Here is a 26,285-nt window from a genome sequence, read left to right as displayed (position 1 = left end):
TGTGGGCAGAAGACTGGCAAAAAAATCGCTGATCGGGTGGCTGCAATTGCAACGGGAAACTACGCACCCGCTGGAAGCGGCTTCGCCTTGTCTGTGGAAGCTGGCTTCAGTAATCCGCGTAGCGGCGTTCGATTTCCTCGTACTCGCCGCTGCGGCGAATGGCCGCCAGGCCAAGGTTGAACTGGTCACGCTGGATCTGAAAACGAAAGCCCACCTGATACCCGGTGGACGGGAACAGCGGATACCAGGTCAGCGGCTGGGTGATATCCACTTGGTCGAGCACCTCGCGATTGAAGTAGCGGATCACCTTGGGGTCGCCAATGATCACGTCAACCCGCCCGCTGTAGAGCAAGCGATTGCGGCTGACCTGCTGGGCTTCTTCGCGGTATCTGGGGTGGTTGTTCACCAGCTGGGCGTATTCCGGCCCGAGCAGAAAGCGTGCGCGTTGAAAGGCACTGATCGAGTAACCGCGCAGGTCATCGAGGGTGTGGATCTGCAGATGGCGTGAGCTCAGGGCCGCGGCGGCGTTGTGGTAGTGGATGTAGACGTCCGAGTAATAGGCCGCCACGCCGCTCATGTCGTTGGTGGTAGTGATACAGTCGATTTCGCCGCGGGCGAGCATCAGGTGCAGGCGCTCCATGGGCGCGAAGTACGCCTGCATCTCATAGCCGGCGCGGCGCAAGGCGGCTTGCACCAGTTCGTACTCCAAGCCCCTGGCTTCGGTCTCGAACACGTAAGGCGGTTTATTGCTGCCAAAGCCAACGCGCAAGGAATCGGCCAGCGCGGGCAGAGTCAGCAGCCAGAACAGGGCCAAGGTGTGGAGCAAGCGAGACATGCCACCTCCCCGGTCCGCGCGCACGTTCTTTCAGCATAGCCGGCCCGCCATAGCTTGCCGCCAGGTGCGCCGGGCAGGCCCATGGCAGAAAGCCCGTCGCACCTGGCGGTAAAAAGTGCTGATCGGCTGAGGTAGGCGGTATTCGCCGTACCTATTGGGAACTCCAGCTGCCAGTAGGTTCGCTAGACTGCTGACTTCGTTCAACTGCCAGGAGATCAGCATGCTCAAAGCCCAGTACCAGACCCGCGGCCCGGTGCCGCAAGACGTGATCGAAGCCGTCGACCTGCAACTGCCGCCGCTGAAAGCCGGCCAGGTACGCATCCAGGTGCTGGCCGCGCCGATCAACCCTTCCGACGTGCTTACCCTCACCGGCCAGTACGGCATGCTGCCGCCGCTGCCCGCCATTGGCGGTAACGAAGGCGTGGGCAAGGTCGAGGAACTGGGCCCGGACGTCAGCGACCTGAAGGTTGGCCAGACCGTGTTGCTACCAGTGGGCAGCGGTACCTGGGTCACTCACCTGAATGCCGACGCCAGCAAGCTGATCCCCCTGCCCGATGCCGACCCGCAGCAACTGGCGATGCTCACCGTCAACCCACCGACTGCCTCGTTGCTGCTCAGTCAGTTTGTCGATCTGCAGCCCGGCGAATGGGTCATCCAGAACGCCGCCAACTCCGGGGTCGGTAGCTACCTGATGCAACTGGCCAAACTGCGCGGCTTTAAAACCGTCAACGTGGTGCGCCGTGATTCGGCGATTGCCGCCACCCAGCAAGACGGCGGCGATGTGGTGCTGGTGGACGGTCCCGACCTGGCCAAACGGGTGCGCGAAGCCACCGGTAGCGCGACGATCCGCCTGGCGATCGACGCGGTAGGCGGCGCAGCCACAGACCATCTGGCCGCCTGCCTGGGTGAAGGCGGCATCGTAGTGAACTACGGCATGATGAGCGGCGAGCCGTGTCAGGTTTCACCATCGGCCATCGTCTTTCGCGACGTAACGCTGAAAGGCTTCTGGCTGGCGAAATGGTTCCGCGCCGCCAGTCAGGCAGAACAGGGCAAGGTGTTTGGCGAGTTGGTGCAGCTGATTGCCAGCGGCAAGCTGAAAACCCGGATTGCCGCGACCTATGACGTCAGCCAGATCAAGCAAGCGGTGGCGGCAGCGGCCGGTGGCGAGCGAGAAGGCAAGATTCTGATCGTGCCGAAGTAAGCCCATCACCTGCATACGCAAGATGATGCAAAGACACCTGTCATCCCCGCCTGTGCGGGGATGACGGTGGAGGGGGCGGAATTACTCCGCCGCAGGCGCTTCCGGCTTCTTGCGCTTCAACGGCGCCATGCCATCGCCGCTCACCAGCGAGCTCTTCGGCTTGTTGGCGGTTTTGCGTTTGCTCGGGGCCTTGGCCACGGCTTTCTTGTCGCCTTTCTTGTCGGTCTTTTTCTTCTTCACACCCACGGCTTTGCCCGAGGCTTTGACCTTTTTCGGGCCGCCGTAGGTGCCTTTCAGTTCCTTGATGGTACGGCGCTCGAAGCTCTGCTTGAGGTAGCGCTCGATACTCGACATCAGGTTCCAGTCACCATGGCAGATCAGCGAGATCGCCAGGCCTTCGTTACCGGCACGGCCGGTGCGACCGATGCGGTGCACGTATTCATCGCCACTGCGCGGCATGTCGTAGTTGATCACCAGGTCCAGGCCATCAACATCCAGACCACGGGCCGCGACATCGGTGGCCACGAGGATTTTCACCCCACCCTGCTTCAGCCGGTCGATGGCCAGCTTGCGGTCTTTCTGGTCCTTCTCGCCATGCAGCACGAACACCTTGTGTTCAGCGGCTACCAGACGCCCGTACAGGCGGTCGGCAGCAACGCGGGTGTTGGTGAAGATAATGGCTTTCTGGTAGGTCTCGTTGGCCAAGAGCCAGTAAACCAGCTGCTCTTTGTGCTGGTTGTGGTCGGCGGTGATGATCTGCTGGCGCACGCCATCGCTAAGCTGGCTGACGGCGTTGAGTTGCAGGTGCTGGGGATCTTTGAGCACCGAGGCGACCATCTCGCGCAGGCCGTTGCCGCCACTGGTGGCGGAGAACAGCATGGTCTGGTGCGCGCCTTTGCACTCGCCGGCCAGACGTTGCACGTCTTCGGCAAAACCCATATCGAGCATGCGGTCGGCTTCGTCCAGCACCAGCACTTCCACGGCCTTGAGGTCGAGGTTGCCGGCGTTCAGTTGCTCCAGCAGACGGCCCGGGGTACCGATCAGGATGTCCGGCACCTTGCGCAGCATGGCGGCTTGCACTTTGAAGTCTTCACCGCCGGTGATCAGGCCGGATTTGATAAAGGTGAACTGGGAAAACCGCTCCACCTCTTTCAAGGTCTGCTGCGCCAGCTCGCGGGTTGGCAGCAGGATCAGCGCGCGGATCACCACGCGCGGCTTGGCATCGCCCATCAGGCGGTTGAGCATCGGCAGTACGAAAGCCGCGGTTTTGCCGCTGCCGGTTTGCGCGGTAACCCGCAGGTCTTTCCCTTCCAGCGCCGGCGGAATGGCCGCGACTTGTACCGGGGTGGGCTCGACAAACTTCAGCTCGGCCACGGCTTTAAGCAGGCGTTCATGCAGGGCGAATTGGGAAAACACGGGGGGCTACCTCGGCGAAGATCACTAAACAGCCGCATAGGTTACCGGTTGTTGCCCCGGAACGCCCGCAGTCTGTGCAGGCTATCGACCGCAGGTGCGCGGCGCGGCGTTGCAAAATGCTCTTGAACTGGCATTCTGGCCGCCGAAAAAAACCGCCCTATGGGGAATTTGATGACCGTTCTCAGCATCGCCGCCGCCTGCCTGATCGACGCCCACGGCCGTTTGCTGCTAGTGCGCAAACGCGGCACCCAGGCGTTTATGCTGCCGGGCGGCAAACGTGAGCCGGGGGAGTCGGCCATCGCCGCCTTGCAGCGCGAATTGCTCGAAGAGTTGAACCTGACGTTGCCGGTAGAGGCGCTTACAGCCCTCGGCCAGTTTCATGCGCCGGCCGCCAACGAGGCAGATACCTGGATAGACGCCGATATCTTCGTCGCCGCACTGCACCAGCCAGTCGCCGCTGCCGCCGAGTTGGAGGAACTGGCCTGGCTGGACCTGCAAGCGCCGGAGCGCGACGACCTGGCGCCGCTACTGCGCCTGCACGTGTTGCCGCGCCTGCTTGCGCAGCACATGGATGCTGTCCCAGCCGGTTAACACAATCGCCAGCCAGATCGGGATGTAGGTCCATAGCTGCGCCGGGTTGAAGGTTTCGCCAAGAAACACCACCGCCACCGCGAACAGCAGCGCTGGCTCGATATAACTGAGAATGCCAAACACCCCCAGCGGCAGCAGACGGCTGGCGGCCATCATCGCGGCGAACGCCAGGGTGCCGAGCAGGCCAATACCCGGCAGCAGCCACCACATGCTGGGCGCCTGGGTAAACAAATCCGCCGGGCCATAGGCCAGGATCAGCCAGATCGCCACGGGTGCCAGCATAAGCATTTCCAGAATAAAGCCGGATAACGAATCCAGGCGCATCCAGCGGCGCAGCATGAAATACGGCGGATAACCCAGCGCGCCCACCAGCGTCGCCCAGGAAAACGCCCGGGTCAGCCACAGTTCATGCAGCACGCCGAGCAGCGCCAGGCCCACGGCAATGCCCTGCAACGGGCTCAAGCGCTCGCGATAAAACACCCGTCCCACCAGCACCATGGACAGCGGCAGCAGAAAATAGCCGAGGGTGACTTCCAGCATCATGCCCTGCAACGGTGCCCAGAGAAAAAGCCCCCACTGAATGCCGATAAGCGCTGCCGCCAGGGGCAAGGCCAGCACCAGCAATGGCTCGCGGCGCAGACGCTGCAAGGCACCGAACAGCAGACCCCACTGGCGCGAAACGGCGACCAGCAACAACACCATGGGAATCGACCACAGCACGCGTTGGGCAAAAATCTGCACGCCGTCGAGCGGTGCCAGTTGCTGCACATAGCCCGGCATAAAGGCGAACAGCACCGAGGCCGTCACCGACAGTGCCACTCCGCGACCGGACAGCTGCATGTCATTCCCCAAGCAAAATTAGCCGGCGACCATAGCGCGGTTGCCGGGTTGTGTCGCGAGGAGGTTAGAGCAGATAGATGGGGTGGGCGCAGACAGAAGCGCGGTTGGCATGTGCAGAAGCGACGGATGCCCTACCCGTGGCAGCGGCTTCAGCCGCGATGCTTTTGATCCCAACGAGCATCGCGGCTGAAGCCGCGCCTACGGGATCAATGTTGGCTCAAAGCTGCGCCAACCCCACCGGCTGCCGATGCTCCGCCAGGTACGGCAACACCGCCGCCAGCAACGGTGCCTTGAACGCCTCCTGGAAACGATGGGCCAAGCCAGGAATCAGCTTCAGCTGCGCGCCCTTGATATGGGCGGCCACATGCACGCCATGCATCACCGGCAGCAGCGGGTCAGCGGTGCCATGCACCACCAGGGTCGGCACCCGCAGGCGGTCGAGCAAGGCCACGCGGCTGGGTTCGGCAAGAATGGCGAGAATCTGCCGCTGCACGCCCTGGGGGTTGAAGGCGCGGTCGTAGGCGACGGCGGCCTGCTCCTTGAGCAGTTTGCGGTCGTCATGCACGGTGGGGCTGCCCAACGCGGCCAGCAGGTCGGCCTGCTGTTCGATTGCCACTTCACGGTTTGGCGCTTCACGGCGGGCCAGCAACGCCAGCAAGGCCGGCTTGGGTTCCGGCAGGCCCTGGGCACCGGAGCTGGTCATGATCAGGGTCAGGCTGGCAACGCGCTCGGGGGCCATGTCGGCCATATGCTGAGCGATCATCCCGCCCATGCTCGCGCCCAGGACGTGAAAGCGCGTCACCTGCAGGCTGTCCATCAGGCCCAGGGCGTCCTGCGCCATATCGGTAAGGTGATAGGGCGCGGCCACGGAAAAACCGAGCTTGTAGCGCAGCACTTCGTAGGTGAGGTTGGCTTGCTCCGGGGCGTGCGACCAAGTGGACAGCCCGACATCGCGGTTGTCGTAGCGAATCACCCGGAAGCCTTGCTGGCAGAGGGCAACTACCACCTCATCCGGCCAGTGAATCAGCTGCCCGCCCAGGCCCATAACCAGCAGCAAGGCCGGATCGGACTCACGGCCAATGCTCTGGTATGCGAGGTTCACTTCGCCCAGATCAGCCCGTTGAGTCGGAACATTTACATCGCAACGTGGAGCCGCAAAAGACGGCAAGGCGCACCACAAGGCGGCCCAGAATAAAAAAACACGCATAAGAAAATACCAACACACAAAACCCCAGTAAGGCCGGATTCTGCTGACATCTGTACGAGCGCGCTGCCACACAACGGTGACAGTTTGATGAATAGCGCCGAACGGTCGCAAAGCTTTGTAGGTTAATTCTACAAACCCAACGAACGAAGATGAGCCTTATTCAACAATAATCAGTTGAAGCGTAAATATATTCACGTTAATTTGCCTCACGTTGACTTCCGAGACCCTCGCCATGTTGGAATTGCGCCATCTGAAAACCCTGCACGCGCTGCGCGAAACCGACAGCCTGGTGGATGCCGCCCTACGCCTGCACCTGACCCAATCCGCCCTCTCCCACCAGTTCAAGGAATTGGAAGAGCGTCTGGGCATGCCGCTGTTCGTGCGCAAGACCAAGCCGGTGCGCTTCACCAGCGCGGGCCTGCGCTTGCTGCAACTGGCCGACTCGCTGCTGCCGCAATTGCGCGCTGCCGAACGCGATATGGCGCGACTGGTGGGTGGCACCGCCGGACGTTTGCATATGGCCATCGAGTGCCATAGCTGCTTCCAGTGGCTGATGCCGACCATCGACCAGTTCCGCGATGCCTGGCCGGAAGTGGAGTTGGACCTGGCTTCGGGCTTTTCCTTCGCCCCACTGCCGGCGCTGGCCCGCGGCGACCTGGATCTGGTGGTGACTTCCGACCCCATCGAGCTCTCCGGCATCACCTATGTGCCGCTGTTCACCTACGAAGCCATGCTCGCGGTGGCCAACCAGCATGGCCTGGCCAACAAGCCCTATATCGTGCCAGGCGATCTGGCCAAGGAAACCCTGATCACCTACCCGGTGGAACGCGACCGCCTGGATATCTTCACCCGCTTTCTCGAGCCGGCCGATATCGAACCGGCGCAGGTGCGTACCTCGGAACTGACGGTGATGATGATGCAGCTGGTGGCCAGCGGTCGTGGCGTCTGCGGCTTGCCCAACTGGGCACTGCATGAATACAGCTCGCGCGGTTACGTCACGGCCAAGCGCCTGGGGGAAAAGGGCCTGTTCGCCACCCTGTATGCCGGCATCCGCACCGACATGCTCGATGCGCCCTTTATGCGCGACTTCCTGCTGACCGCCAAAGACACCTCGTTCTCCACCCTGGAAGGTGTAAGCGCGGCAAAGGAAAAATAAACAGCATCGCGGCTGCAGCGCAACGCCGACCGGCCGTTCCTACCGATAGCACGGTCCGCAGGAGCGGCTTCAGCCGCGATTCCCGCAATCCTCAACCGTTCGAGCAGCCATCGCCCATCTGCCGATACTCAACGGTATGGCGCTGGCCCTGGTGGTCTTCGAAGGTCATCCACGCCGGCCCGACAGCGCACTCGTGGTTGTCAGTGGAAATGGAGATGACCCGCGCCACATCCAATTCCATGCCATAGGCGTATTGCTCGATGGCTGGTTGTTCCTGGCCATCGCTGAGGCTCGGCAATTCGCCGCCCAGAGACACGCAGGCGTAGCCCGCCAACGCCAGTAAAACTAGAGCTTTCATGGGGTGTTTACCTGTTTGCTTGCACTGCGCTTGCCAGTGCTTTGGGGAGTAGTCGGCTGGCGCCTTTTTTCGTGGAAAATTTGCCAGCCGAGTGTGTTGCTTGGTGCTTGATGGAACCCGCCGCAATCTTTTGGAAAGCGGCGCTGAACAATGCCTTTCCGAGCATTGGCCTCTGCGTGGGAGGCGGGTTTATTTTAGGTTTTGGCGGGGTGGGCTTTAAGCGCGAAGATGACCAAGGACTGTTGACTGGAATCGCAATAATCCACGCCATAGCCAGGACCGGAGGAGCGGCTTCAGCCGCGATCTGGCCGGCCGTGGCAATCGGGAAAACCAACAGCATCGCGGCTGAAGCTGCTCCTACAGAGGGGTGGAATCATTCGATGCCAAGCAGCAACTCATTGGCATCGTTGGCATCCGGATTGATCACCACCGTGCAGGTCATCCCCGCCGCCAGCAGCAAACCGTCCGGCACGCTGTCGATGCGGATCCGCACCGGCACCCGCTGGGCCAGGCGCACCCAGTTGAAGGTCGGGTTCACATCTGCGGTCAGCTCGTGGCTCTGCGGGTTGTCGCGGTCGTAGATGCCGCGGGAAATGCTGTCGACATGGCCCTGCAAGCGGGCACCGCTCATCATGCGCATCTCGGCCGGGTCGCCGACCTTGATCAGCGGCAGGCGGGTCTCTTCGAAGTAGCCGTTGATATAGAAGGAATGGCTGTCCACCAGGGCCATGGTGGCCTGGCCGCGCTGGGCGAAGTCACCGCGGTAGACGTTGAGGTTGGTGATATAGCCATCCGCCGGCGCGTGCACTTCGCTGCGCTGCAAGTCGAGCCGCGCTGCCGCCAGCTGGGCCTGGGCGCGTTGATAGTCGGCCAGCGCAGCGTCAGCCAGGTGGCTGGCGTCGTCGCGACTTTCCCGCGACACCACCTGCTCATCCAGATCCGCACGGCGCTCGGCGTTGTCTTTGCGCCGATGCAGCGCCGCCTTGCGCGCCGCCACCGCCGCTTCGGCCTGCTGCACCGCCAGCTGAAAATGCTCGGCGTCGATGCGCAGCAGCAGGTCGCCTTTTTTCACCGCCTGGTTATCCGTCACCGCCACCTCGGCCACCAGGCCGCCAACGTCGGCGGCAATATTGATGACATCGGCGCGCACCCGCCCGTCACGGGTCCAGGGCGCGTCCATGTAGTGGCTCCAGAGGGTGCGCAGCACCACTAGCGCCAGGGCAAACACCAACAGGCTGACCAGCACGCTGATGATCTTTTTCGCGGACATGGAAGGCTCTCGACTCAACGGTAGATACACAGCGCCAGGGCGCCATACAGGCAGATAAACAGGCTGACGCGCAGCAAGGTCGGGTGCCAGGCATGGCGATAGCAACCGAGCCAGGCCAGCAGCCGATCCAGGCCCCAACCGAGCAGCACGCAGAGCAGAAACAGCAGGGTCAGGCTCGGCATATACACCCCCAGCACCTGCACTTCACGGGGCATGCTGGCCTCCTGCGTCGGGGGCCAGGGGCGACTCGGGGTCGAGCAAGGCACTGCGGATAAAGTGCAGGTAGCTGAGCACCCGGCGCAGGGGCGAGGTATCGAACTGTGGTGCCCGTGGTTCCGGGGTGGCGCGCACGGCGGCGATGGCTTGCTCGACGGCCTGCAAGGCGCGTTGCCGATGACTTTCCTGAGGGCGCACGAACAGGCGGATCAAGGCCCGCCCCATCAGCCGAATGGCCTGGCGCCAGGGCATCTGTTCGGCGTAGCAGGGTTGGCTCGGCAGACCCGCCTGTTCCTGGCGCAGCTCGATCACCGCGTGACCGATCTCCTGCACCAGAAACATCCAGCGCAGCAGCTGACGCTGTACGTCCGGACGCCCGGCGGAAAAGCCATGGGCCTGGTTGAGCAGATCCCGAGTGCCACTTTCAAACCCGGCCACCAGGCCCTTGAGTTTGCCACTCACCGCAAACACCACGCGCATACGCAGATCGCGCTCCAGCCGCCGCCATAACCAGGGGCGGTTGGGCGGCAGGATCAGCGCCGTGGCCAGGGTGGCCATGGCCATCGACAGCAAGGCCGCCAGGTATTCGTTGATAAAGCCGTAGGGGTTATAGAGGGTCAGATTGGCCGGCAGCGACAACATGCAGAACCACACCAGCAAGCCCATGCCGAACCCGGCCCAGTGCGGGCGCGACAACAGCAAGGCCCCAAGGGCGAACACCGGGGTCAGCGCGCAGCAGAGCAAGGCAAAACCATCCAGATGGGGCAGCACGAAAAACAGCAAGGCGAACCCCAGCACCGCCCCAGCGCAGGCACCGACCAACAACTGCCCGGCCAGGCGTTTGGGGTTGGCACCGGCCGACACCAGCCCGGTGATCATCCCCGCTGTCATCACCAGGGTGGTGCCACTGGGCCAGGCGGTGGCCAGCCAGCAAGCACTCAGCGCGAGCATCAGCAAGGAGCCGCGCATACCGGCAACAATCGCCGCCACGCCATTGGCGCGCGGGGTGAAGGCTTCTTTGAAATCTTCGCGGATATGGTGGTGATCCAGCAGCGAGGCGTGGGTCAGGGCATAGCTGTGCAGGTCATCGGCAAAGCGATAGAGCAGCTCGGCGGCGGTGTTGAAATCCAGCAGTTGTGCTTCCACCGGTTGCTGCATATGCAATTGCAGGCGGGCGCGGCGAATCTGCTCCATCAGCTCCAGCTTGCAGGCGTGCAGACGCTCGGCCAGCTGTACCGCCTCACTGTCCGTGCACAGCCGCGTGCGCAGCGGCGCAAGTACCGCGGCAACCTCCGCCAGGCAAGGCTGCAAGGCATCGACCACGCCCTGTTCACCGGCCGCCTGCAAGCGCCGCAGCAGTTGATAGAGGGCGTGGAAACGGGTGGAGAGCAGCATGAACTCATTGTTCAGGCGCGCCAGACGACCGCTGCGCAGGCGGATATGGGGGTCTTCGAAGGCGCTGGCATTGCGCAGGTTTTCCAGGCCCACCGCTTCGCCGGCAAAACGCGCATTCAGCTGTTCGAAACGGGCCGGCGGCAACTCACCGGCCAGACCTTCCCAGGCGAACCCGGCAAAGTCGCGAAAGCGCAAGGCCAAGGTGCTGCGCAGCGAACTGCTGCTGGTTTGTGGCAGCAGCAAGCCGTTGACCACCCCGGTGCAGATAATCCCCAGGCAGATTTCCAGCACTCGCCACAATGCCGCCATAAACGCCCCTTCCGGATGCAAGGTGGCGGGCAGGCCGATCATCGCGGCGGTGTAACCGGCCAGCACACAGGCGTAGCCACGAAAGTCGCGGTAACGGGTGGCCCCGGCGGTGCACAGACCAATCCACAGCGCCAGGCTGAGCAAAAACAGCACCCGTTCCTGAGCGAACAGGGCGATCAGTGTGACCATCATCGCCAGGCCGACAAAGGTGCCGATCAACCGGTAGAAACTCTTGGCCAGCACCTGACCGCTTTGCGGCTGCATGATGATAAATACCGTCACCAGCACCGTGCTCGGCTGCGGCAGTTGCAGGCGATAAGCCAGCCACAGGGCGAGAAAAGCAGTGACCAGGGCCTTGCCGATAAACACCCAGGTCAGGCCTTCGCTACGCCCCCAATCGGCCAGGGTGGCGCGCAGGGGTTGCAGGGTTAGCGTGCTCATGGCGTGACCTCGTTTTGGCCTAACACTCCGCCACCGAGGGCGACCCACAACTGCGCCTGGTTACTGAGCTGCGCCGCCAGCACTTGCTGCTGCAAACGCTGCTGCTGGAACACCTCGGTCTGCGCCTGCAATACCGCGCGAAAATCGGTAAGGCCGCGTTGGTGTGCCACCTCGGCCAGCTGTCGATTGGTTTGCGCCAGGCTTAGGGAATGGGCCACCAAGTTCTGCTGTTCAGCCAGGGAATGCAGGCGAGTCAGCACATCCGCCACGCTGTGCAGCGCCGCGATCAGCGTCTGGTTGTAGTGCTCGACGGCCAGGTCATAACTCGCCGTACGTTCACCCAATTGCGCCCGTAAACGCCCGCCATCGAAGATCGGCAAGGTCAGGGCCGGGCCCAGGCCATAGGTGAGTTTGTCGTAGCGCAGAAAATCCACCCCAGCGCCCTGCACCGCCGCCGAACCGAGGCTGCCGAGCAGATCGATATCCGGATAGAACTCGGCCTTGGTCGCCGCAATTCCCTGAGCCTCAGCCGCCACTTGCCAACGCCGTGCAACGATATCCGGGCGACGACCGAGCAAGGCCAGCGGCAGGCTATGGGGTAACGCCGGTACCTGATTCAGTTGCAGCTGCGGACGTTGCAACTGCTCGCCAGCGCTGGGCGGCTGACCGGCCAATGCGGCCAATTGATGACGACTCAAGGCGATGGCTTCGTCGGCAAGGTCGAGTTGCCGCTGGGTTTCCGGCAACGGTGTCTGCGCTTGGCTGAGTTCCAGCTGCGTGCCCAACCCGGCCTGCAATCGCCGTTGCGCCAGAGCAACCAATTGCTGTTGCTGCGCCACCGCGGCTTGGGCGATATCCCGTTCGGCAAAGTGCAAGGCCAGACCGACATAGGCGCGCAGCAGATTGCCTTGCAGCTCCAGAGCCGCGGCACGTTCATCGGTGGCGGCCACCTGGGCCAGGTTCAGCGCGCGCAACCGCTCGCTGCGCTCGCGACCCCAGAGATCAAGGTTGTAACTCAGGTTCAGACCCTGGGTGTTGTTCCAACTGGTGCTGCGGCCAAGGCTGCCAGGGCCGTAAAAGCCGTCGTCGGGCCAGCGCTTGCGTTGCAGTTGCGCGCGGTAATCCACCTGCGGCGCTTCGTCAGCTTCGGCCAGACCGGCCATGGCCCGGGCCTGGCGCACGCGAGCGGCAGCCATCTTCAAGCTGGGGTTGGCAGCCAGGGCCTGGCTCATCCAGGCATTCAGTTGCGGGTCGTGGTAGGCCTGCCACCACTGCTCGCTTGGCCACGTGATAGCCACCGACGCGGGTTCAAGCGGCGCAGGTGCCTGGCTGATAGGGCGAATACCACTGCTGTCGAGGCAGGCGCTCAAGAACACGGAACACAGACACAAGCTGGCAAGGCGAAGCCATTGCCCATGGGTGCGGGGCACTGCGAATTATCCTGACGAGGCGGCTAACGAGGTTTTCCGGCTCTTGCTGGCCGGCTGGGTGGCGATTCTAGGCGGCGCTTCGAGGATGGATAAGCGAGGCTTTTGGCGAATCATTGTGTACTAAACTGCGACAATCTTTGGCAGGTTTCCTGCCAGACTGCGCACTCGCCAGAAGCTGCCGCCTGAACCTTGTCAGCCCCGGCAGCCGGCGCCTCAGAGGAATTACCGGGTGGACATCCTGTTCAATATGCGCACCTTTGTGTGCGTGGTCGAAACCGGCAGTTTTACCGCCGCCGCGCAACGTATGGACCTCACCACCTCCTACGTCTCCCGTTCGGTGGCCACCCTGGAAACCCACCTGCGTACCCGCCTGCTGCAACGCACCACCCGGCGCATCGCCCTGACCGAAGCCGGGCAGCGCTATCTGCTGCGCTGCCAGCAGATTCTCGGCTATATCGAAGAAGCGGAAGCCGAGGCCAGCGACGCCCATGCCCACCCCGCCGGCAACCTGAAAGTGCATTCGATGACCGGCATCGGCCAGCACTACCTGATCAAGGCCATCGCCGCCTATAACCGCAAATACCCGGATGTCAGCTTCGACCTGACCCTGGCCAATCGCACCACCGATATTCTCGACGAAGGCTACGACGTGTCAGTGGTGATCGCCCGCGAATTGCCCGATTCGGGGTTGGTGTCCAAATGCATCGGCAATACCTTCAGCGTGCTTTGCGCCTCGCCGGCCTATATCGCCGAAAACGGCTTTGCCCATCGCCCGGGTGAGCTGCATCAGCATCGCTGCCTGCGCCTGGTGAACGCCGCCATGAGCCTGGATAAATGGCACTTCGAAGGCCCCGATGGCGACGAGATGGTGGCCATCAACCGTTCGGTGTTTCAGGTCAACACTGCCGACGCCATGACCGAAGCGGTGAAAGCCGGCATCGGTATCGGCGCCCTGCCGGTGTACTCGGCCATCGCCGGCCTGCGCGACGGCAGTCTGGTGCGGGTGCTGCCGCAGTACCGCCTGTACCAGCTCAAGGTGTTTGCCCTGTACCCGTCGCGGCAATACCTGGATGCCAAGATCCGCACCTGGGTGGAGTTTTTGCGCGACACCCTGCCCGAACGCCTGAGCGCCGACGAAGACAGCCTGCAGGAATTGAGTGGGATGCTGAAGGCGTTGTAAGGGCCGGAACGTATCGCGGCTGAAGCTGGCTCCTACGCGATCGCACAACGTTCACAGTTCCGTAGGAGCGGCTTCAGCCGCAATGCTCTCAAGCTCGACTCACCCGGCTAGCCTGTCTACTCTGAGCCCTGCCGTCCACGCCCCAAGGGAACCCGCATGAGCCTTTCGCTGCTGAGCCGCTACGCGTTTTTTGTTGCCTGCCTTGTATTCACGCTCGCCAGCCTGCCCTTCTATCACCATGAGTGGCTCTGGCCATTCACCTTGCTCTCCGGCCTGCTGACTCTGGTGGGCATCGGCGATTTACTGCAGACCCGCCATGCGGTGCGGCGCAATTATCCGATCCTGGGCAATATCCGTTATCTGGTCGAGGGCATCCGCCCGGAGATCCGCCAGTACCTGCTGGAGGCCGACGACGACAAGCTGCCGTTCTCCCGAGCGCAACGCTCGCTGGTGTATGCCCGGGCCAAGAATGAAGGTGCCGACAAACCCTTCGGCACCCTGATCGATGTGTACCAGAACGGCTTCGAATTTATCGGCCACTCGATGCGCCCGGCCACCCTGACCGATCCCGACAGCTTCCGGGTGGTGATCGGTGGGCCGGCGTGCACGCAGCCTTACTCCGCCTCGCTGTTCAATATCTCGGCAATGAGCTTTGGCTCGCTGAGTGCCAACGCCATCCGCGCGCTGAACAAGGGTGCCAAGCTCGGCAACTTTATTCACGACACCGGCGAGGGCAGCATCAGCGAGTACCACCGCGAACACGGCGGCGACCTGACCTGGGAACTGGGCAGCGGCTATTTCGGCTGCCGCACCAGCACCGGCCTGTTCGACCCCGAGCGCTTTGCCAAACAGGCGCAGAGCCCGCAGGTGCGGATGATTGAAATCAAGCTCAGCCAGGGTGCCAAGCCGGGCCACGGCGGCATCCTGCCCAAGCACAAGGTGACCAAAGAAATTTCCCAAACCCGTGGTGTGCCCATGGGCGAAGACTGCATTTCACCATCACGCCATAGCGCTTTTTCCACGCCAATCGAACTGCTGCAATTCGTTGCCCAGCTGCGCGAGCTGTCGGGCGGCAAGCCGGTGGGTTTCAAATTCTGCCTGGGCCATCCGTGGGAATTTATGGGCATCGCCAAGGCCATGCTGGAGACCGGCATCCTGCCGGACTTTATCGTCGTCGACGGCAAGGAAGGCGGCACCGGTGCCGCCCCGGTGGAGTTCACCGACCATATCGGCGTACCGATGCGCGAAGGTTTGCTATTTGTGCACAACACCCTGGTGGGGCTTAACCTGCGCGACAAGATCAAGCTCGGTGCCAGCGGCAAGATCGTCAGTGCCTTCGATATCGCCAGCGTGCTGGCCATCGGTGCCGACTGGGCCAACTCGGCACGCGGCTTTATGTTCGCCATCGGCTGTATCCAGAGCCAGAGCTGCCATACCAATAAATGCCCCACCGGCGTCGCCACCCAGGACCCGCTGCGCCAGCGCGCCCTGGTAGTAGAAGACAAAGCCCAGCGGGTGTACAGCTTCCACCGCAACACCCTCAAGGCGCTGGCCGAAATGCTCGCCGCCGCTGGGTTGAGTCACCCGGCGCAACTGGATGCCCGGCACCTGGTCCGGCGCATCTCCAGCACCGAGATCAAGCTGTTTTCCCAGGAGCATGTGTTTCTCAAACCCGGCGAATTGCTGAGCGGCAAGATCGGCGGCGAGTTCTATGAGCGCATGTGGAAAATGGCCCGCGCCGACAGCTTTGAAGCGGCCCCGGCGGAACCGGATGCCATGCAACGCGCATAACGCCTCTCGCGCACCACTCAACGGAAAGTTACACAAAGTGAAACCTTCCGTTGAGTCATCTGCCTTGTAATCCCTATCACTCAACACTAACTTACACTTTGTGTAACTTTCCGTTGAGCGATCCCTGACCATGCTGCTCTCGCCCGAACCCATCCAGCCCATACGTCTGCTGCTGCACAGCCTGTATCAGCTGGCGGGCCCTGAGCGCTATCTGTTCACCCCGGATGATCTGCGTGGCTTGCTGCCCGAGCTGTCCGAGGGAGCCTATAAAACCCTGCTCAGCCGGGCCGATAGCGGCGGCCTGCTGACCCGCGTGTGTCGCGGTCTGTATGTGTTCGAGCCTGCCGCGCCGCGCAACGGCCTGTTGCTGGCCCATGCGGCGGCGCGCTTGCGGGCCAATTATTTCAACTACCTCAGCCTTGAGACTGCGCTGAGTGACGCCGGGGTAATTTCCCAAGTTCCGATGAATTGGCTGACCCTGATGTCCTCCGGACGCAGCAGCCAGATCGATTGCGGGCGCTGGGGCACCATCGAGTTTGTCCACACCCGGCAGCAGCCGAACGAGCTGGCCGAACAGCTGAATTACGATGCGCGCTGCCGGCTGTGGCGTGCGACCACCCAGCAGGCGCTGCGGGATATGCGCGCCACACGCCGCAGCATGGATCTGGTCGCCCCCGAGCGGATGGATGGGAGCAGTGCGGATGAGCCTGTTTGATCGGCTGGTCGATGAGGCATTAAGCAACAGTGAGGAGCTGGCACCGCTGCGCATGGTGGTGGAGAAGGAGTTGCTGCACCACGACATCATGCTGGCTCTGAGCAGCGCCGGGCTGCTGGCCCGCCTGACCTTTATTGGCGGCACCTGCCTGCGCGCCTGTTACGGCTCCAACCGCCTGAGCGAAGACCTCCACTTCACCGGCGGCACCGACTTCAGCCGCGAGCAGTTGGCAGAGCTGGCGCAGGTGCTGGTCTACACCCTGATGGGCAAATACGGCCTGAGCGTGGTGGTCAGCGAGCCAAGCCGAGAGCGTGGCAATGTCGACACCTGGAAGCTGATAATCCAGACCCGCCCGCAAAGCCCGAACCTGCCGGCGCAGCGCATCAATATCGATGTCTGCGCGATTCCCAGTTACCGGCCCCAACCCGCCTTGCTGCTCAACCCTTATGGGGTGGACATGGGTACCGGCGGCTTGATTCTGCAGGCCCAGAGCCGCGAAGAAATCTACCTCGACAAGGTGCTGGCCTTCGCCCTGCGCCCGAACCGCATCAAGAACCGCGACCTGTGGGACCTGCTCTGGCTGCGCCAGCAAGGGCTGACGCCGCCGTGGGAGCTGCTGCAACGCAAGCTGGCGGACCATCGCTGTGCGCCGGCGGATTTTCTCGTGGTCTTTGCCCAACGTGCCGGGTTGCTGAGCAGCGACCCGAGCATAGCCGCCGACTTTCGCCATGAAATGAGCCGCTTTCTGCCCACTCGACTGGTGGCCAGCACGGTCAATGAGCCGGCGTTCTGGAGCCTGCTGACTCGGCATCTGCAGGAGCTGCACCAGAGCGTGGCGAAGACCCTGGACAAGCCCCGCAGCGAGCCCGAATTTCCCATGTAGCGCCTCAAGCTTTTTTCCCGTCGCCCCTGCTATCCTCGCCCTTCACTGCCTCTCTGCGGACGTTCACCATGGCCTTGCACACCTGGCTGGTTTATCTGATTGCGGTTATTGGCCTGTCGCTGACGCCCGGCCCCAACAGCCTGTTGGCGCTTAGCCACGGTGCCTTGTATGGGCAACGCAAAACCCTGTTCACCATCAGCGGCGGCATGCTCGGGTTCACCTTGTTGATGGCCTTGTCGATGTTCGGCATCGGTGCCTTGCTGCAAACCTCGGCCCATGCGCTGACCGTGCTGAAGTGGGTTGGCGGTGCCTATCTGGTGTGGCTGGGAATTCAGCTCTGGCGCGCGCCACCGATCAAGCTCGATCTCGATGCAACGGCGCCCGGCAAATCCGGGCAGGCGCTGTTTCGCCAGGGGCTGCTGTCAGCCATCTCCAATCCCAAGGTGATTCTGTTCTTCGGCGCGTTTCTGCCGCAATTTCTCGACCCCGGCCGCGCGCTGTGGCTGCAGTTTGTGATTCTGGTGCTGACCTTTGTGCTGTTCGAAGGCTTTGTCGAATACCTGTTGGCCCGCCTGGCGCACCGCATCCGCCCGTGGCTGGAGCGCAGCGGCAAAGGCTTCAACCGTGGCTGCGGCAGCTTGTTCGCGTTGATGGGGGCGGCGTTGCCGACCCTGCGCTAAGCCATGGCCCGTGCCGCGCCGCCCGACCTGCACAGCCCCGGCGCCGCCTTGCGGACGGTGGCGCGCAGCTATCCGCGTGGCCTGTTTATCGAGCCCCACGCCCATGACTGGGGCCAGCTGCTGTATGCCATGAGCGGCATCATGTGGGTGGAAACCCCGCACGAGGCCGTGCTGGTGCCGCCCTTGCGTGCGGTGTGGCTGCCGGCCCGGGTGCCCCATGCGGTGCGCGTGGTGTCGGAGCTGGAGATGCGCAATATCTACCTGCGCCCCGACCAACCCCACAGCCTGCCCGGGGTCACTCAGGTACTGGAAGTGCGGCCGTTGCTGCGCGAGCTGATCCTCGGTCTGGTGGATCAGCAAGGTGCCGAAGACAGCGACTACTACCACAGCCTCAGCGCCCTGGCCGTGCTGGAACTGCAGCGCGCCCAGCATTCCCATCTGCGTGTGCCCTTGCCGGATGCCAGCGACCGCCGCCTGCTGAGCCTCTGTCAGGCGGTAATCGCTGCGCCCTCCCAGGCGTTTTCCTTCGAGCAACATGCCGCTGCCGCGGGTGCCAGCGTACGCACCCTGGCGCGTCTGTTTCAGGACAGCCTGGGCATGGGCTTTGCCCAATGGCGGCGGCAGGTGCAGCTGGCTACCGCAGTGGCCGCGCTGATCGAAGGCACGCCGGTCAGCCGGATCGCTGCCGACCTCGGCTATCGGCCCAGCAGCTTTAGCGACATGTTCCGCCGTGAGCTCGGGGTGGCCCCCTCGGACTACCTGGCCAGCCGCTAGGCCGCCCACAGGTTGGCAGATAAACAGAAGCCTTTGACCTGAGCACCGTTTTCCCGTCGCTAGACTGAGCCCATTCCGCCACTCACCTCAAGCAACGGAGCCTCAGCATGAACTACCTGATTTCCCTGGCCGCCGGCTTGCTGGTTGGCGTTATTTACAACCTGTTGGACGTGCGTTCTCCGGCTCCACCGGCAATCGCCCTGGTCGGTCTGCTGGGCATGCTGGCCGGCGAACAATTACTGCCGTTCGGTCGCCAGCTACTCAGCCACTGGTTGTCCTGATCGCCTTTACTAGTCCCATTGCCTTCCTGACTCGGAGCACGCCATGCACGCACTGCAATTCACCCTCAAGGGCGATCTGAACTCTCTCCACCCTGTGGAAGTACCCACCCCTACGGCCGGCGACGGTGAAGTACTGGTGGAAATCCGCGCCGCCGGCCTCAACCCCAGCGATGTGAAAAACGTCCTCGGGCGCTTCCCCTACACCACCGTGCCGCGCATCCCCGGCCGCGACTTTGCCGGGGTGGTGGTACAGGGCCCGAGCCATCTGCTCGGCCAAGCGGTGTGGGGCACCGGCAAGGGCCTGGGCTTTACCCGCGATGGCAGCCATGCCAGCCATATCGCCCTGGCCGCCGACGACGTCGCGCTGAAACCACAAGCCCTGAGTTTTGCCCAGGCCGCCAGCTGCGGCGTGCCCTTCACCACCGCCTGGGATGCGCTGCAGCGCAGCCAGGTGCAAGCCGGCACCACCTTGCTGGTGATCGGTGCCAATGGCGCGGTGGGCGATGCCGCCGTCAACCTGGCCAAAGCCCGTGGTGCCCAGGTACTGGCCGCCGTGCGACGCCCGGAATCCCTGGCCGAGCTGAGCCAGCGAGGAATCCCCGGCATTTTGTTGGGTGACCCGGCGGCCCTGCCTGCTCAGGTGGAAGAACACTTCAAAGGCGGTGCCGAAGTGATCTTCGACACCACAGGCTCCTGGCTGCCAGCCGCCGTTCCGGCCCTGGCCACCTTCGGCCGTATCGCCATCATCGCCGCGCCGGTGGACGGCAATGTGCAACTGCCAGCCCTGGCCCTGTACCGCCGTGGCGGGGTGCTGGTGGGGGTCAACTCGCTGCTCTACAGCCCTAAGGAATGTGCAGCGATGCTCGATGGTTTCGGCAGCCTGTTTGATCAGAGCCTGCTGCCACTGCCCAGCGATCTGCGCGAAGTGCCGCTGAGCGAAGGCGTGGCCAGCTACCAAGCGGTGAACAACGGCAGCGGCGATAAATTCATTCTGCTGCCCTGATCGCAGGGACAGGGGCGCGGGCTTGTGGTTAAGATTGACCGCCCTCGCCCGTTCCGGCCGCCTTGCAGCCAATAACCGGGCGAATGACCCAGCCCGGTATCGCTATGCGTTTTCTGCCACTCGCTCTGCTGTTGTTTTGCGCCTGCAGCGCTGCAGATGAGCGACCCCTGCGTTTTTCCGTGATCGAAAGCTGGGCGATGCCGCTGATCAAAGTGGAGAACGGTGCGGCGGTGGGCGGTATCGTTTATGACCTGCAAATGCGTCTGGCGCAGAAAGTCGGGCGGCGTGCCGAAATGCTGGTGCTGCCGCGCAAACGTGTGCAGGCCATGCTGGTACGCGGCGAGATCGATGTGCGCTGCTACGTAAACCCGACCTGGATGACCGAGTCCCACCACCAGTACATCTGGAGCGTACCGTTTATGACCCAGCGCGACCTGCTGGTGGCACGCACTCAGCGCCATACGACCCTGGCCAACCTGCACGGCGAGCTGGTGGGCACGGTGCTCGGTTATGTCTACCCGCAACTGCAAGCCAAGTTCGACAGCAATGACCTGCAACGTGACGATGCCCGCACCCAGGAACTGGCCTTGCTCAAACTCGACGCCGGACGCAACAACTACGCCGTCAGCAGTGAGCTGACCCTGAACTGGTTCAATCGCGACCAACCACCGCAACACAAACTGCAACCCTTACTAGAGCTGTCGTCGGACCTGGCCTCGTGCATCGTCCGCGACGAACCCGACGTGCCGACCATGGCGCTGCTGCGTGCCATGGTGCAAATGAGCAACGCCGGCGAATTCGAAAAAATCCTCGCCAAGTACCGCTAAACCCTGTTTTTGACCAGCTGCCACGCCGGTGAATGGTTCACCGTAGTTCTGTTTTTGCAATTGAGGCTGTGCCCATGTCTGACGTATTGCCCGCTGCAGCACCAATGGCCAAACGCCTGTCGAGCCGCGCCATTATCTTGATCGAACTGGCCCTGGCCCTCGGCGGCTTTGCCATCGGCACCGGCGAATTCTCGATCATGGGCCTGATGCCCAATGTCGCCAGCGGCCTGGGTATCACCGAGCCGCAGGTGGGCAATGTGATCAGCACCTATGCCTTGGGGGTGGTGGTAGGCGCGCCGCTGTTGGCGATCCTCGGTTCACGCCTGCCCAGACGCAATCTGCTGCTGTTGTTGATGGCGATCTTCGCCGTAGGCAACTTTGCCACCGCGCTGTCGCCGGACTATCACTCGATGATGCTGTTCCGCTTCTTCGCCGGCCTGCCCCATGGTGCCTACTTTGGCGTAGCGATGCTGGTGGCGGCTTCCATGGCACCGCCGCACAAGCGGGCCAAGGCGGTCAGCCGGGTGATGCTTGGCCTTACCGTGGCCATTCTGGTGGGCAACCCGCTGGCCACCCTGATGGGTCAGTATTTCAGTTGGCGCTTTGCCTTTGCCCTGGTCGGCGTACTGGCGCTGTGCACCGTGGCCATGGTCGCCTGGTTTCTGCCACCGGACAGCAGCGAGCCACCAAGCTACCCGATGCGCGAACTGCGTGCCTTCAACCGGCCGCAGGTGTGGCTGGCGCTGGCCATCAGCTCGGTGGGCTTTGCCGGCATGTTCTGCGTATTCAGCTATATGGCACCGACCCTGCTGCAGGTAACGCACCTGTCCACCACCTGGATTCCTTTCGCCCTGGCCGCCTTCGGCCTGGGTAGCATCGTCGGCAATATGGTCGGCGGCTGGCTGTTCGATAAATTGCAATTCAAGGCCGTCGCCTGGTTGCTGGTATGGAGCGCCCTGGTGCTGGCGATTTTCCCCAGCGCCGCACTGTCGGCCTGGACCGTACTGCCGGCCGTATTCGCCGTAGGCACCATGGTGTCGCTGGGCGCGCCGCTGCAAACCCACCTGATGGATGTCGCCCAGGAAGCGCAAACCCTGGCAGCGGCGTCCAACCATGCCGCCTTCAACTTCGCCAATGCCCTGGGGCCGTGGCTGGGCGGCATGGCCATCAGCGCCGGGTATGGCTGGACCTCCACTGGCTATATCGGTGCCGCCACGGCGCTTGCCGGGTTGCTGGTGTTCTTCGTGGCGTGGCGGTTCGAGCCGAAAAAGGCCGCCTAACGGCGAGACCGATAAGCACCGTCCTTTGCACGGCCTGTTGGGCTTCGCTCAACCCAACCTACTGGGCCACCAAGGGTTTGACTAACGGCACCTTACCGTCGGACAGCAACCAAGCCACCAACACCGCCGGTTCGCTCTTGCTTGGGTTGCGCGTTACCCGGTGCTCCTGCCCCGGTGCTTCGTACCAGGCTTCTCCGGCCGCGTAGGTATGCACCGGCCCGTCGTCCAGCGACGACTCCACCGTTCCGCAAACCACCACAACGAATACCGGCCCCGGATGGGTGTGCGGACGCGAGGCGGCACCCGGGGCAAACTCGACCCGCAGTGCCTTGGCATCCGAGCCAATGCTGGCCGGCAGTTGCGCCTGTGCCAGCGGCGTTACGGTTTCATCCCCGGCGCCGCCACCATGGGCATGCGCCACCGTGCTGAACAAGGTAAACGCCAGCGCTGCCAAGCGAGTTGACGTGGTCATGGTTACACCGCCGGCTGCATGGCGAAGCCCACACCAAAACGGTTCCAGGCGTTGATGGTGGCGATGGCGAAGGTCAGGTCGGCCAGTTCGCGCTCATCGAACTGTTCGGCCACTTGGCTATAAATCGCCTCCGGTGCGCCGCGTTCGGCCAGCAGGGTCAGGGTTTCGGTCCACAACAGCGCCGCGCGCTCACGCGCGGTGAAGAACGGCGTTTCCTGCCAGGCCGACAGGGCAAAGATGCGCCGTGGGGTTTCGCCCAGCTTGATGGCGTCGGCCGTGTGCAGATCGATGCAGTAGGCGCAGCCATTGAGTTGCGAGGCGCGGATTTTCACCAGCTCGTGCAGGGACTTTTCCAGGGATGACTCGCCCATGGCCTTTTCCAACCCCAGCAATGCCTTGAAGGTGTGGGGGGCGACTTGGGCGTAACTGACGCGTGCGTTGCTCATGTGGTTTTCCTCGTTCGTGAACCTGAAGATGGCCCGGCTGAATGCCGGGAATGGGCTCACTGTATTAGCCGCACTCAAGCGGATAAACCGGCTAAACTCGGAAACATTAGACGACTAACCGGACAATCATGGCCTTTGACCGACTGGATGCGATGCGCGCGTTCTGCCGTATCGTCGAACTGGGCAGCTTCACCCGCGCCGCCGAGGCATTGGCCATCGCCAAGACCACGTTGTCCGGGCAGATCCAGGCGCTGGAAAGCCAGCTCGGGGTGAAACTGCTGCACCGCACGACCCGCCGCGTCTCCCCCACCACCGATGGCACCGTCTATTATGAGCGGGCGCGAACGCTCCTCGAGGACATGGACGAACTGGAAGCCAGCGTCTCGCAAACCCGCACCCTTGCCCGCGGCAAAGTGCGGGTGGATATGCCCTCGCCGGTCGGGCGTTTTCTGATGATCCCGGCACTCCCCGGTTTCGTCAGCCAGTACCCGGATATCCAGCTCGACCTGGGTTGTAGCGAACGGGTGGTAGACCTGGTGCAGGAAGGCGTCGACTGCGCGATCCGTGGTGGCGTGGTCAACGATCCGGATCTGGTCTGCCGCGCCATCGGCCAGATGCGCTTTGTGCTGTGCGCGGCACCGGCATATCTGCGGGGCAAAGCGGCAATCCACACGCCAGCGGATCTCGCCCTGCACCGTTTCCTTGCCTTTGTCTTCCCCGCCACCGGCCGGCAGAACCCGGTGCGTTTGAGCCGCGGCGAGGACAGCGTGCTGCTGGAACAGACCCCGGCCATGCGCTTTAACAGCGGCGGTGCCTATATGGCCGCAGCCGAGGCCGGACTGGGTTTTGTCGCCGTGCCGCGGTGCGAAGCACAACCGCTGCTGGACAGTGGCGAGCTGGTGCAGCTGCTACCCGAATGGAGCCTGACGAGCATGCCCATGAGCCTGGTCTACCCCCAAGCCCGACGACAGTCGGCGCGGGTGCGGGCGTTTACCGACTGGGCTACGACGACCATGGCAAATGATCCGCTGTGGCGGTTGTGATCGCCGTTTCCAGAAGTCGCGGCTAAGCGCGAGACCAGACTCAAACCACCGCAGGCTTGAGGAACCCCTGGATATCCACCTCATCGATCTGCTCAGCCTGTAGGTGCTTCTGGCCGTAGCGCAGGTGCATGCCGGTTTGCAGAAACAGGGCAAACAGGTCGGCATCGATATGGCCCTTGTCCCGCAGGTTGGCGAGGATGCGCACCGATTCGGATAGGGTCTTGGCCTTTTTATACGGGCGGTCGGAGGCGGTCAGCGCTTCGAACACGTCAGCAATCGCCATGATCCGCGCCGGGATCGACAGCTTGTGCTTGTCCAGTTGCCGGGGGTAGCCGCTGCCCATCAGGGTTTCGTGGTGGGTGCCGGCGTATTCGGGCACGCGCTTGAGGTTGGCCGGAAACGGCAGGTTCTCCAGCATCATGATGGTCTGGATGATGTGCTCGTTGATCTTGAAGCGTTCTTCGTCGGTCAGGGTGCCGCGGCGCACGCTCAGGTTGTAGAGCTCGCCGTAGTTGTACAGGTGCTCGGGCACCGTCACCTTGAAGCCGTACTTGGGATCGAAATCGCGGCCGACCACGCGCGGAAAAATATGCTGTGGCTTGTCCGCCAACAGGGTTTCTTGAGCGGGCAGCGCGCTGACCGGCAGATGGGCCACACGGTGCATCTCACCTTCGGACAAACCCAAGCGGTCATCGAAGTGCCGCAGCCAAGGACGCTGGGCGATGGCCTGCAAACGTTCGATGCGTTCCGGTGCCATCAACTCGCTGCCGATATTGCACTCGGCAACATAGGCAAACTCCTCGTGCAACTGTGCCATTGCCCGCTGGTATTCGGCGCGGGCGACGCCTTCATCGACACCATCGCCAATAGCCTGCAAGCAGGCGATATGGGCATCGCGCAGCAGCACTTCAAAGCGCATGCGCACTTCGTGAATACGGTTGTAGATGGTTTCCAGCTTGGTGGCTTTGTCGACCACATGCTCGGGGGTGGTGATCTTGCCGCAGTCGTGCAGCCAGGCACCGATGCGGAACTCGCGCCACTCATCGGCGGAGTTGAAACTGAAATTCGCCAGCGGCCCGCTGTCGACCTTGCACGCCTCTTCGGCAAGCATCAACGCCAGCTCCGGCACGCGCTCGCAATGCGCGCCGGTATAGGGGCTCTTGGCGTCGATGGCTCCGGCGAGAATCTCGATCATGGCGTCGATCAGCGCCTTCTGCGCATCGATCAGGTTGTGGTTGTCCAGGGCAATGGCGGCCTGGGAGGCCAGGGCACCGACGAAGGACAGCACCTGCGGCGAGAACGCCACCACCTCGCCGGTGAGTGGGTCGAGGGCGTTCATAAATTGCAGCACGCCGATCACTTCACCCTGGCGCGGTGCCAGCGGCACGCTGAGCATCGACACGGTGTGATAGCCCGATTGGCTATCGAAGTGGCGGGTGCCGCTCAGGTCGAAACGGGTTTCGCTGTAGACGTCGTCAATCACCACAGCCTGGTTGTGCAGCGCCGTGTAGGTGGACACATGGCGTTCATTGGGCAGGCCACTGACTGGGTCATGCAGGGCGATTTCGCTGGCCGGCAAAGTGTCGTCCATCGAGCGCAGGGCAAAGCGCAGGGTGTTGTGTTCGGTCTTCAGGTACATGGTGGCGGCTTGCGCGTTACAGATCCGCTTGCCCTGCATCAGGATGTGCCGCAGCAGCGCTTCGTGGTCGCGCTCGGAGGACAGCAGCAAACCGTTTTCCACCAGGCTGGCGAGTTTCAGTTGGGTTTCCTGCAGGGTATGGGTTTGCAGCTGCAACGCCGCTTTCATGCTCGCGTGATTGCGGTTGAGGCTGTCGACCTCATAGAACATCGAGGCCTGGGGCTGCTCGCCGGAAAAATCCAGATCACGGATCAACCGGGCATCTTCGGCCAGGCGCTCAATGGTGCGGTTGATACTTTCCATGCCATTAAGCGCCAGCGGCATGGTGCATAGCAGCACCAGCACCGATAGACAGAGTACGGTGGTGGGCGTGAGGCCGAACGTCAGCGCCAGAATCGGCAGCAACTGGAGTAGAAAAAACGCGGCGAGAACAACTGACCAGTTCTTGAAACGGAACTTGAAAAATGCTGTTGTCATACTGCAACCCGTTATTAGAAATTCCTTTTTGCCTCAGTACTGGCAAATCCCGTTGATCGCAGCTTTTATAAATACCGACAATACGACCTCACATACCGTGTACCGTTCTACCCAGCTCGTTCAGCAAGG

General features: G+C 62.7%; 26 protein-coding genes. 14 read left to right on the top strand and 12 right to left on the bottom strand.

Annotation, left to right across the window (positions count from 1 at the left end; translation table 11 throughout):
• Window positions 1-106: 106 nt before the first annotated feature.
• Window positions 107-835, bottom strand: a complete 729-nt coding sequence (locus tag ACVW0Y_RS17320) for a substrate-binding periplasmic protein (RefSeq protein WP_457439853.1) — start codon at window positions 833-835, stop codon at window positions 107-109.
• Between the two features lie 220 nt (window positions 836-1,055).
• Here ACVW0Y_RS17320 and ACVW0Y_RS17315 point away from each other — a divergent pair, with 220 nt between their 5' ends.
• Window positions 1,056-2,036 carry a zinc-dependent alcohol dehydrogenase family protein gene (locus ACVW0Y_RS17315; protein WP_457439851.1) on the top strand — a complete coding sequence of 327 codons (981 nt, stop codon included), beginning with the start codon at window positions 1,056-1,058 and terminating at the stop codon, window positions 2,034-2,036.
• Between the two features lie 81 nt (window positions 2,037-2,117).
• Here the strand turns inward: ACVW0Y_RS17315 and ACVW0Y_RS17310 are convergent, their stop codons facing one another.
• Window positions 2,118-3,452: a DEAD/DEAH box helicase gene (locus tag ACVW0Y_RS17310; protein ID WP_457439849.1), complete on the bottom strand. Its 1,335-nt coding sequence runs from the start codon at window positions 3,450-3,452 to the stop codon at window positions 2,118-2,120.
• A gap of 171 nt (window positions 3,453-3,623) precedes the next feature.
• Here ACVW0Y_RS17310 and ACVW0Y_RS17305 point away from each other — a divergent pair, with 171 nt between their 5' ends.
• Window positions 3,624-4,043, top strand: a complete 420-nt coding sequence (locus tag ACVW0Y_RS17305) for an NUDIX hydrolase (RefSeq protein WP_457439847.1) — start codon at window positions 3,624-3,626, stop codon at window positions 4,041-4,043.
• Here the strand turns inward: ACVW0Y_RS17305 and rarD are convergent.
• Together rarD and ACVW0Y_RS17295 are read right to left on the bottom strand one after the other, a co-directional pair.
• Window positions 3,978-4,883, bottom strand: a complete 906-nt coding sequence (gene rarD, locus ACVW0Y_RS17300) for an EamA family transporter RarD (protein WP_457439845.1) — start codon at window positions 4,881-4,883, stop codon at window positions 3,978-3,980. The genes ACVW0Y_RS17305 and rarD overlap by 66 nt on opposite strands.
• 217 nt (window positions 4,884-5,100) lie before the next feature.
• Complete coding sequence (locus ACVW0Y_RS17295; RefSeq protein ID WP_457439844.1) at window positions 5,101-6,090, bottom strand: alpha/beta fold hydrolase; 990 nt, start codon at window positions 6,088-6,090, stop codon at window positions 5,101-5,103.
• A 232-nt stretch (window positions 6,091-6,322) separates the two neighbouring features.
• Between ACVW0Y_RS17295 and metR the strand changes: the two genes are divergently transcribed.
• Window positions 6,323-7,246, top strand: a complete 924-nt coding sequence (metR, locus tag ACVW0Y_RS17290; RefSeq protein ID WP_457439842.1) for a transcriptional regulator MetR — start codon at window positions 6,323-6,325, stop codon at window positions 7,244-7,246.
• Window positions 7,247-7,337: 91 nt separating this feature from the next.
• Here metR and ACVW0Y_RS17285 read toward each other — a convergent pair whose 3' ends face one another.
• The 5 genes from ACVW0Y_RS17285 to ACVW0Y_RS17265 all read right to left on the bottom strand — a co-directional run bounded on the left by ACVW0Y_RS17285 (window position 7,338) and on the right by ACVW0Y_RS17265 (window position 12,665).
• Complete coding sequence (locus ACVW0Y_RS17285; protein WP_457439840.1) at window positions 7,338-7,604, bottom strand: DUF2790 domain-containing protein; 267 nt, start codon at window positions 7,602-7,604, stop codon at window positions 7,338-7,340.
• Window positions 7,605-7,977: 373 nt separating this feature from the next.
• Window positions 7,978-8,874, bottom strand: coding sequence for an efflux RND transporter periplasmic adaptor subunit (locus tag ACVW0Y_RS17280; protein WP_457439838.1), 897 nt, complete (start codon window positions 8,872-8,874; stop codon window positions 7,978-7,980).
• A 14-nt stretch (window positions 8,875-8,888) separates the two neighbouring features.
• Window positions 8,889-9,089 (bottom strand): DUF1656 domain-containing protein, encoded by a 201-nt coding sequence (locus tag ACVW0Y_RS17275; protein WP_457439836.1) that lies wholly within the window; start codon window positions 9,087-9,089, stop codon window positions 8,889-8,891.
• Window positions 9,079-11,235, bottom strand: a complete 2,157-nt coding sequence (locus ACVW0Y_RS17270) for an FUSC family protein (protein ID WP_457439834.1) — start codon at window positions 11,233-11,235, stop codon at window positions 9,079-9,081. The genes ACVW0Y_RS17275 and ACVW0Y_RS17270 overlap by 11 nt, the downstream gene beginning before the upstream one ends.
• Window positions 11,232-12,665 (bottom strand): efflux transporter outer membrane subunit, encoded by a 1,434-nt coding sequence (locus ACVW0Y_RS17265; protein WP_457439832.1) that lies wholly within the window; start codon window positions 12,663-12,665, stop codon window positions 11,232-11,234. The genes ACVW0Y_RS17270 and ACVW0Y_RS17265 overlap by 4 nt, the downstream gene beginning before the upstream one ends.
• A gap of 229 nt (window positions 12,666-12,894) precedes the next feature.
• Between ACVW0Y_RS17265 and ACVW0Y_RS17260 the strand changes: the two genes are divergently transcribed.
• The 10 genes from ACVW0Y_RS17260 to ACVW0Y_RS17215 all read left to right on the top strand — a co-directional run bounded on the left by ACVW0Y_RS17260 (window position 12,895) and on the right by ACVW0Y_RS17215 (window position 22,079).
• The gene (locus ACVW0Y_RS17260; RefSeq protein WP_457439830.1) at window positions 12,895-13,845 is read left to right on the top strand and encodes a LysR family transcriptional regulator; all 951 of its coding nucleotides are present in this window, start codon (window positions 12,895-12,897) and stop codon (window positions 13,843-13,845) included.
• A 156-nt stretch (window positions 13,846-14,001) separates the two neighbouring features.
• Entirely contained in the window at window positions 14,002-15,636 is a 1,635-nt protein-coding gene (locus ACVW0Y_RS17255) for an FMN-binding glutamate synthase family protein (protein ID WP_457439829.1), read from the top strand.
• A 130-nt stretch (window positions 15,637-15,766) separates the two neighbouring features.
• Window positions 15,767-16,351, top strand: a complete 585-nt coding sequence (gene abiEi / locus ACVW0Y_RS17250; protein ID WP_457439827.1) for a type IV toxin-antitoxin system AbiEi family antitoxin — start codon at window positions 15,767-15,769, stop codon at window positions 16,349-16,351.
• Window positions 16,338-17,234: a nucleotidyl transferase AbiEii/AbiGii toxin family protein gene (locus tag ACVW0Y_RS17245; RefSeq protein ID WP_457439825.1), complete on the top strand. Its 897-nt coding sequence runs from the start codon at window positions 16,338-16,340 to the stop codon at window positions 17,232-17,234. Before abiEi ends, ACVW0Y_RS17245 begins: the two co-directional genes overlap by 14 nt.
• A 68-nt stretch (window positions 17,235-17,302) precedes the next feature.
• Complete coding sequence (locus tag ACVW0Y_RS17240) at window positions 17,303-17,914, top strand: LysE family translocator (protein WP_457439823.1); 612 nt, start codon at window positions 17,303-17,305, stop codon at window positions 17,912-17,914.
• Window positions 17,915-17,917: 3 nt separating this feature from the next.
• On the top strand, window positions 17,918-18,688 hold the full coding sequence (locus ACVW0Y_RS17235; RefSeq protein WP_457439822.1) for an AraC family transcriptional regulator: 771 nt from the start codon (window positions 17,918-17,920) through the stop codon (window positions 18,686-18,688).
• Between the two features lie 107 nt (window positions 18,689-18,795).
• Window positions 18,796-18,969: a DUF1427 family protein gene (locus ACVW0Y_RS17230; RefSeq protein ID WP_457439821.1), complete on the top strand. Its 174-nt coding sequence runs from the start codon at window positions 18,796-18,798 to the stop codon at window positions 18,967-18,969.
• A gap of 43 nt (window positions 18,970-19,012) precedes the next feature.
• On the top strand, window positions 19,013-19,972 hold the full coding sequence (locus ACVW0Y_RS17225) for a quinone oxidoreductase family protein (RefSeq protein ID WP_457439819.1): 960 nt from the start codon (window positions 19,013-19,015) through the stop codon (window positions 19,970-19,972).
• A gap of 104 nt (window positions 19,973-20,076) precedes the next feature.
• Window positions 20,077-20,799, top strand: a complete 723-nt coding sequence (locus ACVW0Y_RS17220; RefSeq protein WP_457439817.1) for a substrate-binding periplasmic protein — start codon at window positions 20,077-20,079, stop codon at window positions 20,797-20,799.
• A gap of 74 nt (window positions 20,800-20,873) precedes the next feature.
• Window positions 20,874-22,079 carry an MFS transporter gene (locus ACVW0Y_RS17215; RefSeq protein WP_457439816.1) on the top strand — a complete coding sequence of 402 codons (1,206 nt, stop codon included), beginning with the start codon at window positions 20,874-20,876 and terminating at the stop codon, window positions 22,077-22,079.
• 58 nt (window positions 22,080-22,137) lie between these two features.
• On the opposite strand, the gene ACVW0Y_RS17210 is transcribed toward ACVW0Y_RS17215, so the two are convergent.
• Both ACVW0Y_RS17210 and ACVW0Y_RS17205 read right to left on the bottom strand, forming a co-directional pair.
• The gene (locus tag ACVW0Y_RS17210) at window positions 22,138-22,551 is read right to left on the bottom strand and encodes a cupin domain-containing protein (protein WP_457439814.1); all 414 of its coding nucleotides are present in this window, start codon (window positions 22,549-22,551) and stop codon (window positions 22,138-22,140) included.
• A gap of 2 nt (window positions 22,552-22,553) precedes the next feature.
• Window positions 22,554-22,997 (bottom strand): carboxymuconolactone decarboxylase family protein, encoded by a 444-nt coding sequence (locus ACVW0Y_RS17205; protein WP_457439813.1) that lies wholly within the window; start codon window positions 22,995-22,997, stop codon window positions 22,554-22,556.
• 128 nt (window positions 22,998-23,125) lie between these two features.
• Here ACVW0Y_RS17205 and ACVW0Y_RS17200 point away from each other — a divergent pair, with 128 nt between their 5' ends.
• Complete coding sequence (locus ACVW0Y_RS17200; protein ID WP_457439812.1) at window positions 23,126-24,040, top strand: LysR substrate-binding domain-containing protein; 915 nt, start codon at window positions 23,126-23,128, stop codon at window positions 24,038-24,040.
• A 40-nt stretch (window positions 24,041-24,080) separates the two neighbouring features.
• Here ACVW0Y_RS17200 and ACVW0Y_RS17195 read toward each other — a convergent pair whose 3' ends face one another.
• A complete protein-coding gene (locus ACVW0Y_RS17195) occupies window positions 24,081-26,156 on the bottom strand; it encodes an HD-GYP domain-containing protein (protein WP_457439811.1) in 2,076 nt (691 codons plus the stop codon).
• Between the last annotated feature and the right edge of the window lie 129 nt (window positions 26,157-26,285).

It is taken from the genome of Pseudomonas sp. TE3786 (genome assembly GCF_054057335.1).
This window is presented reverse-complemented; position numbering and strand designations above follow the sequence as displayed.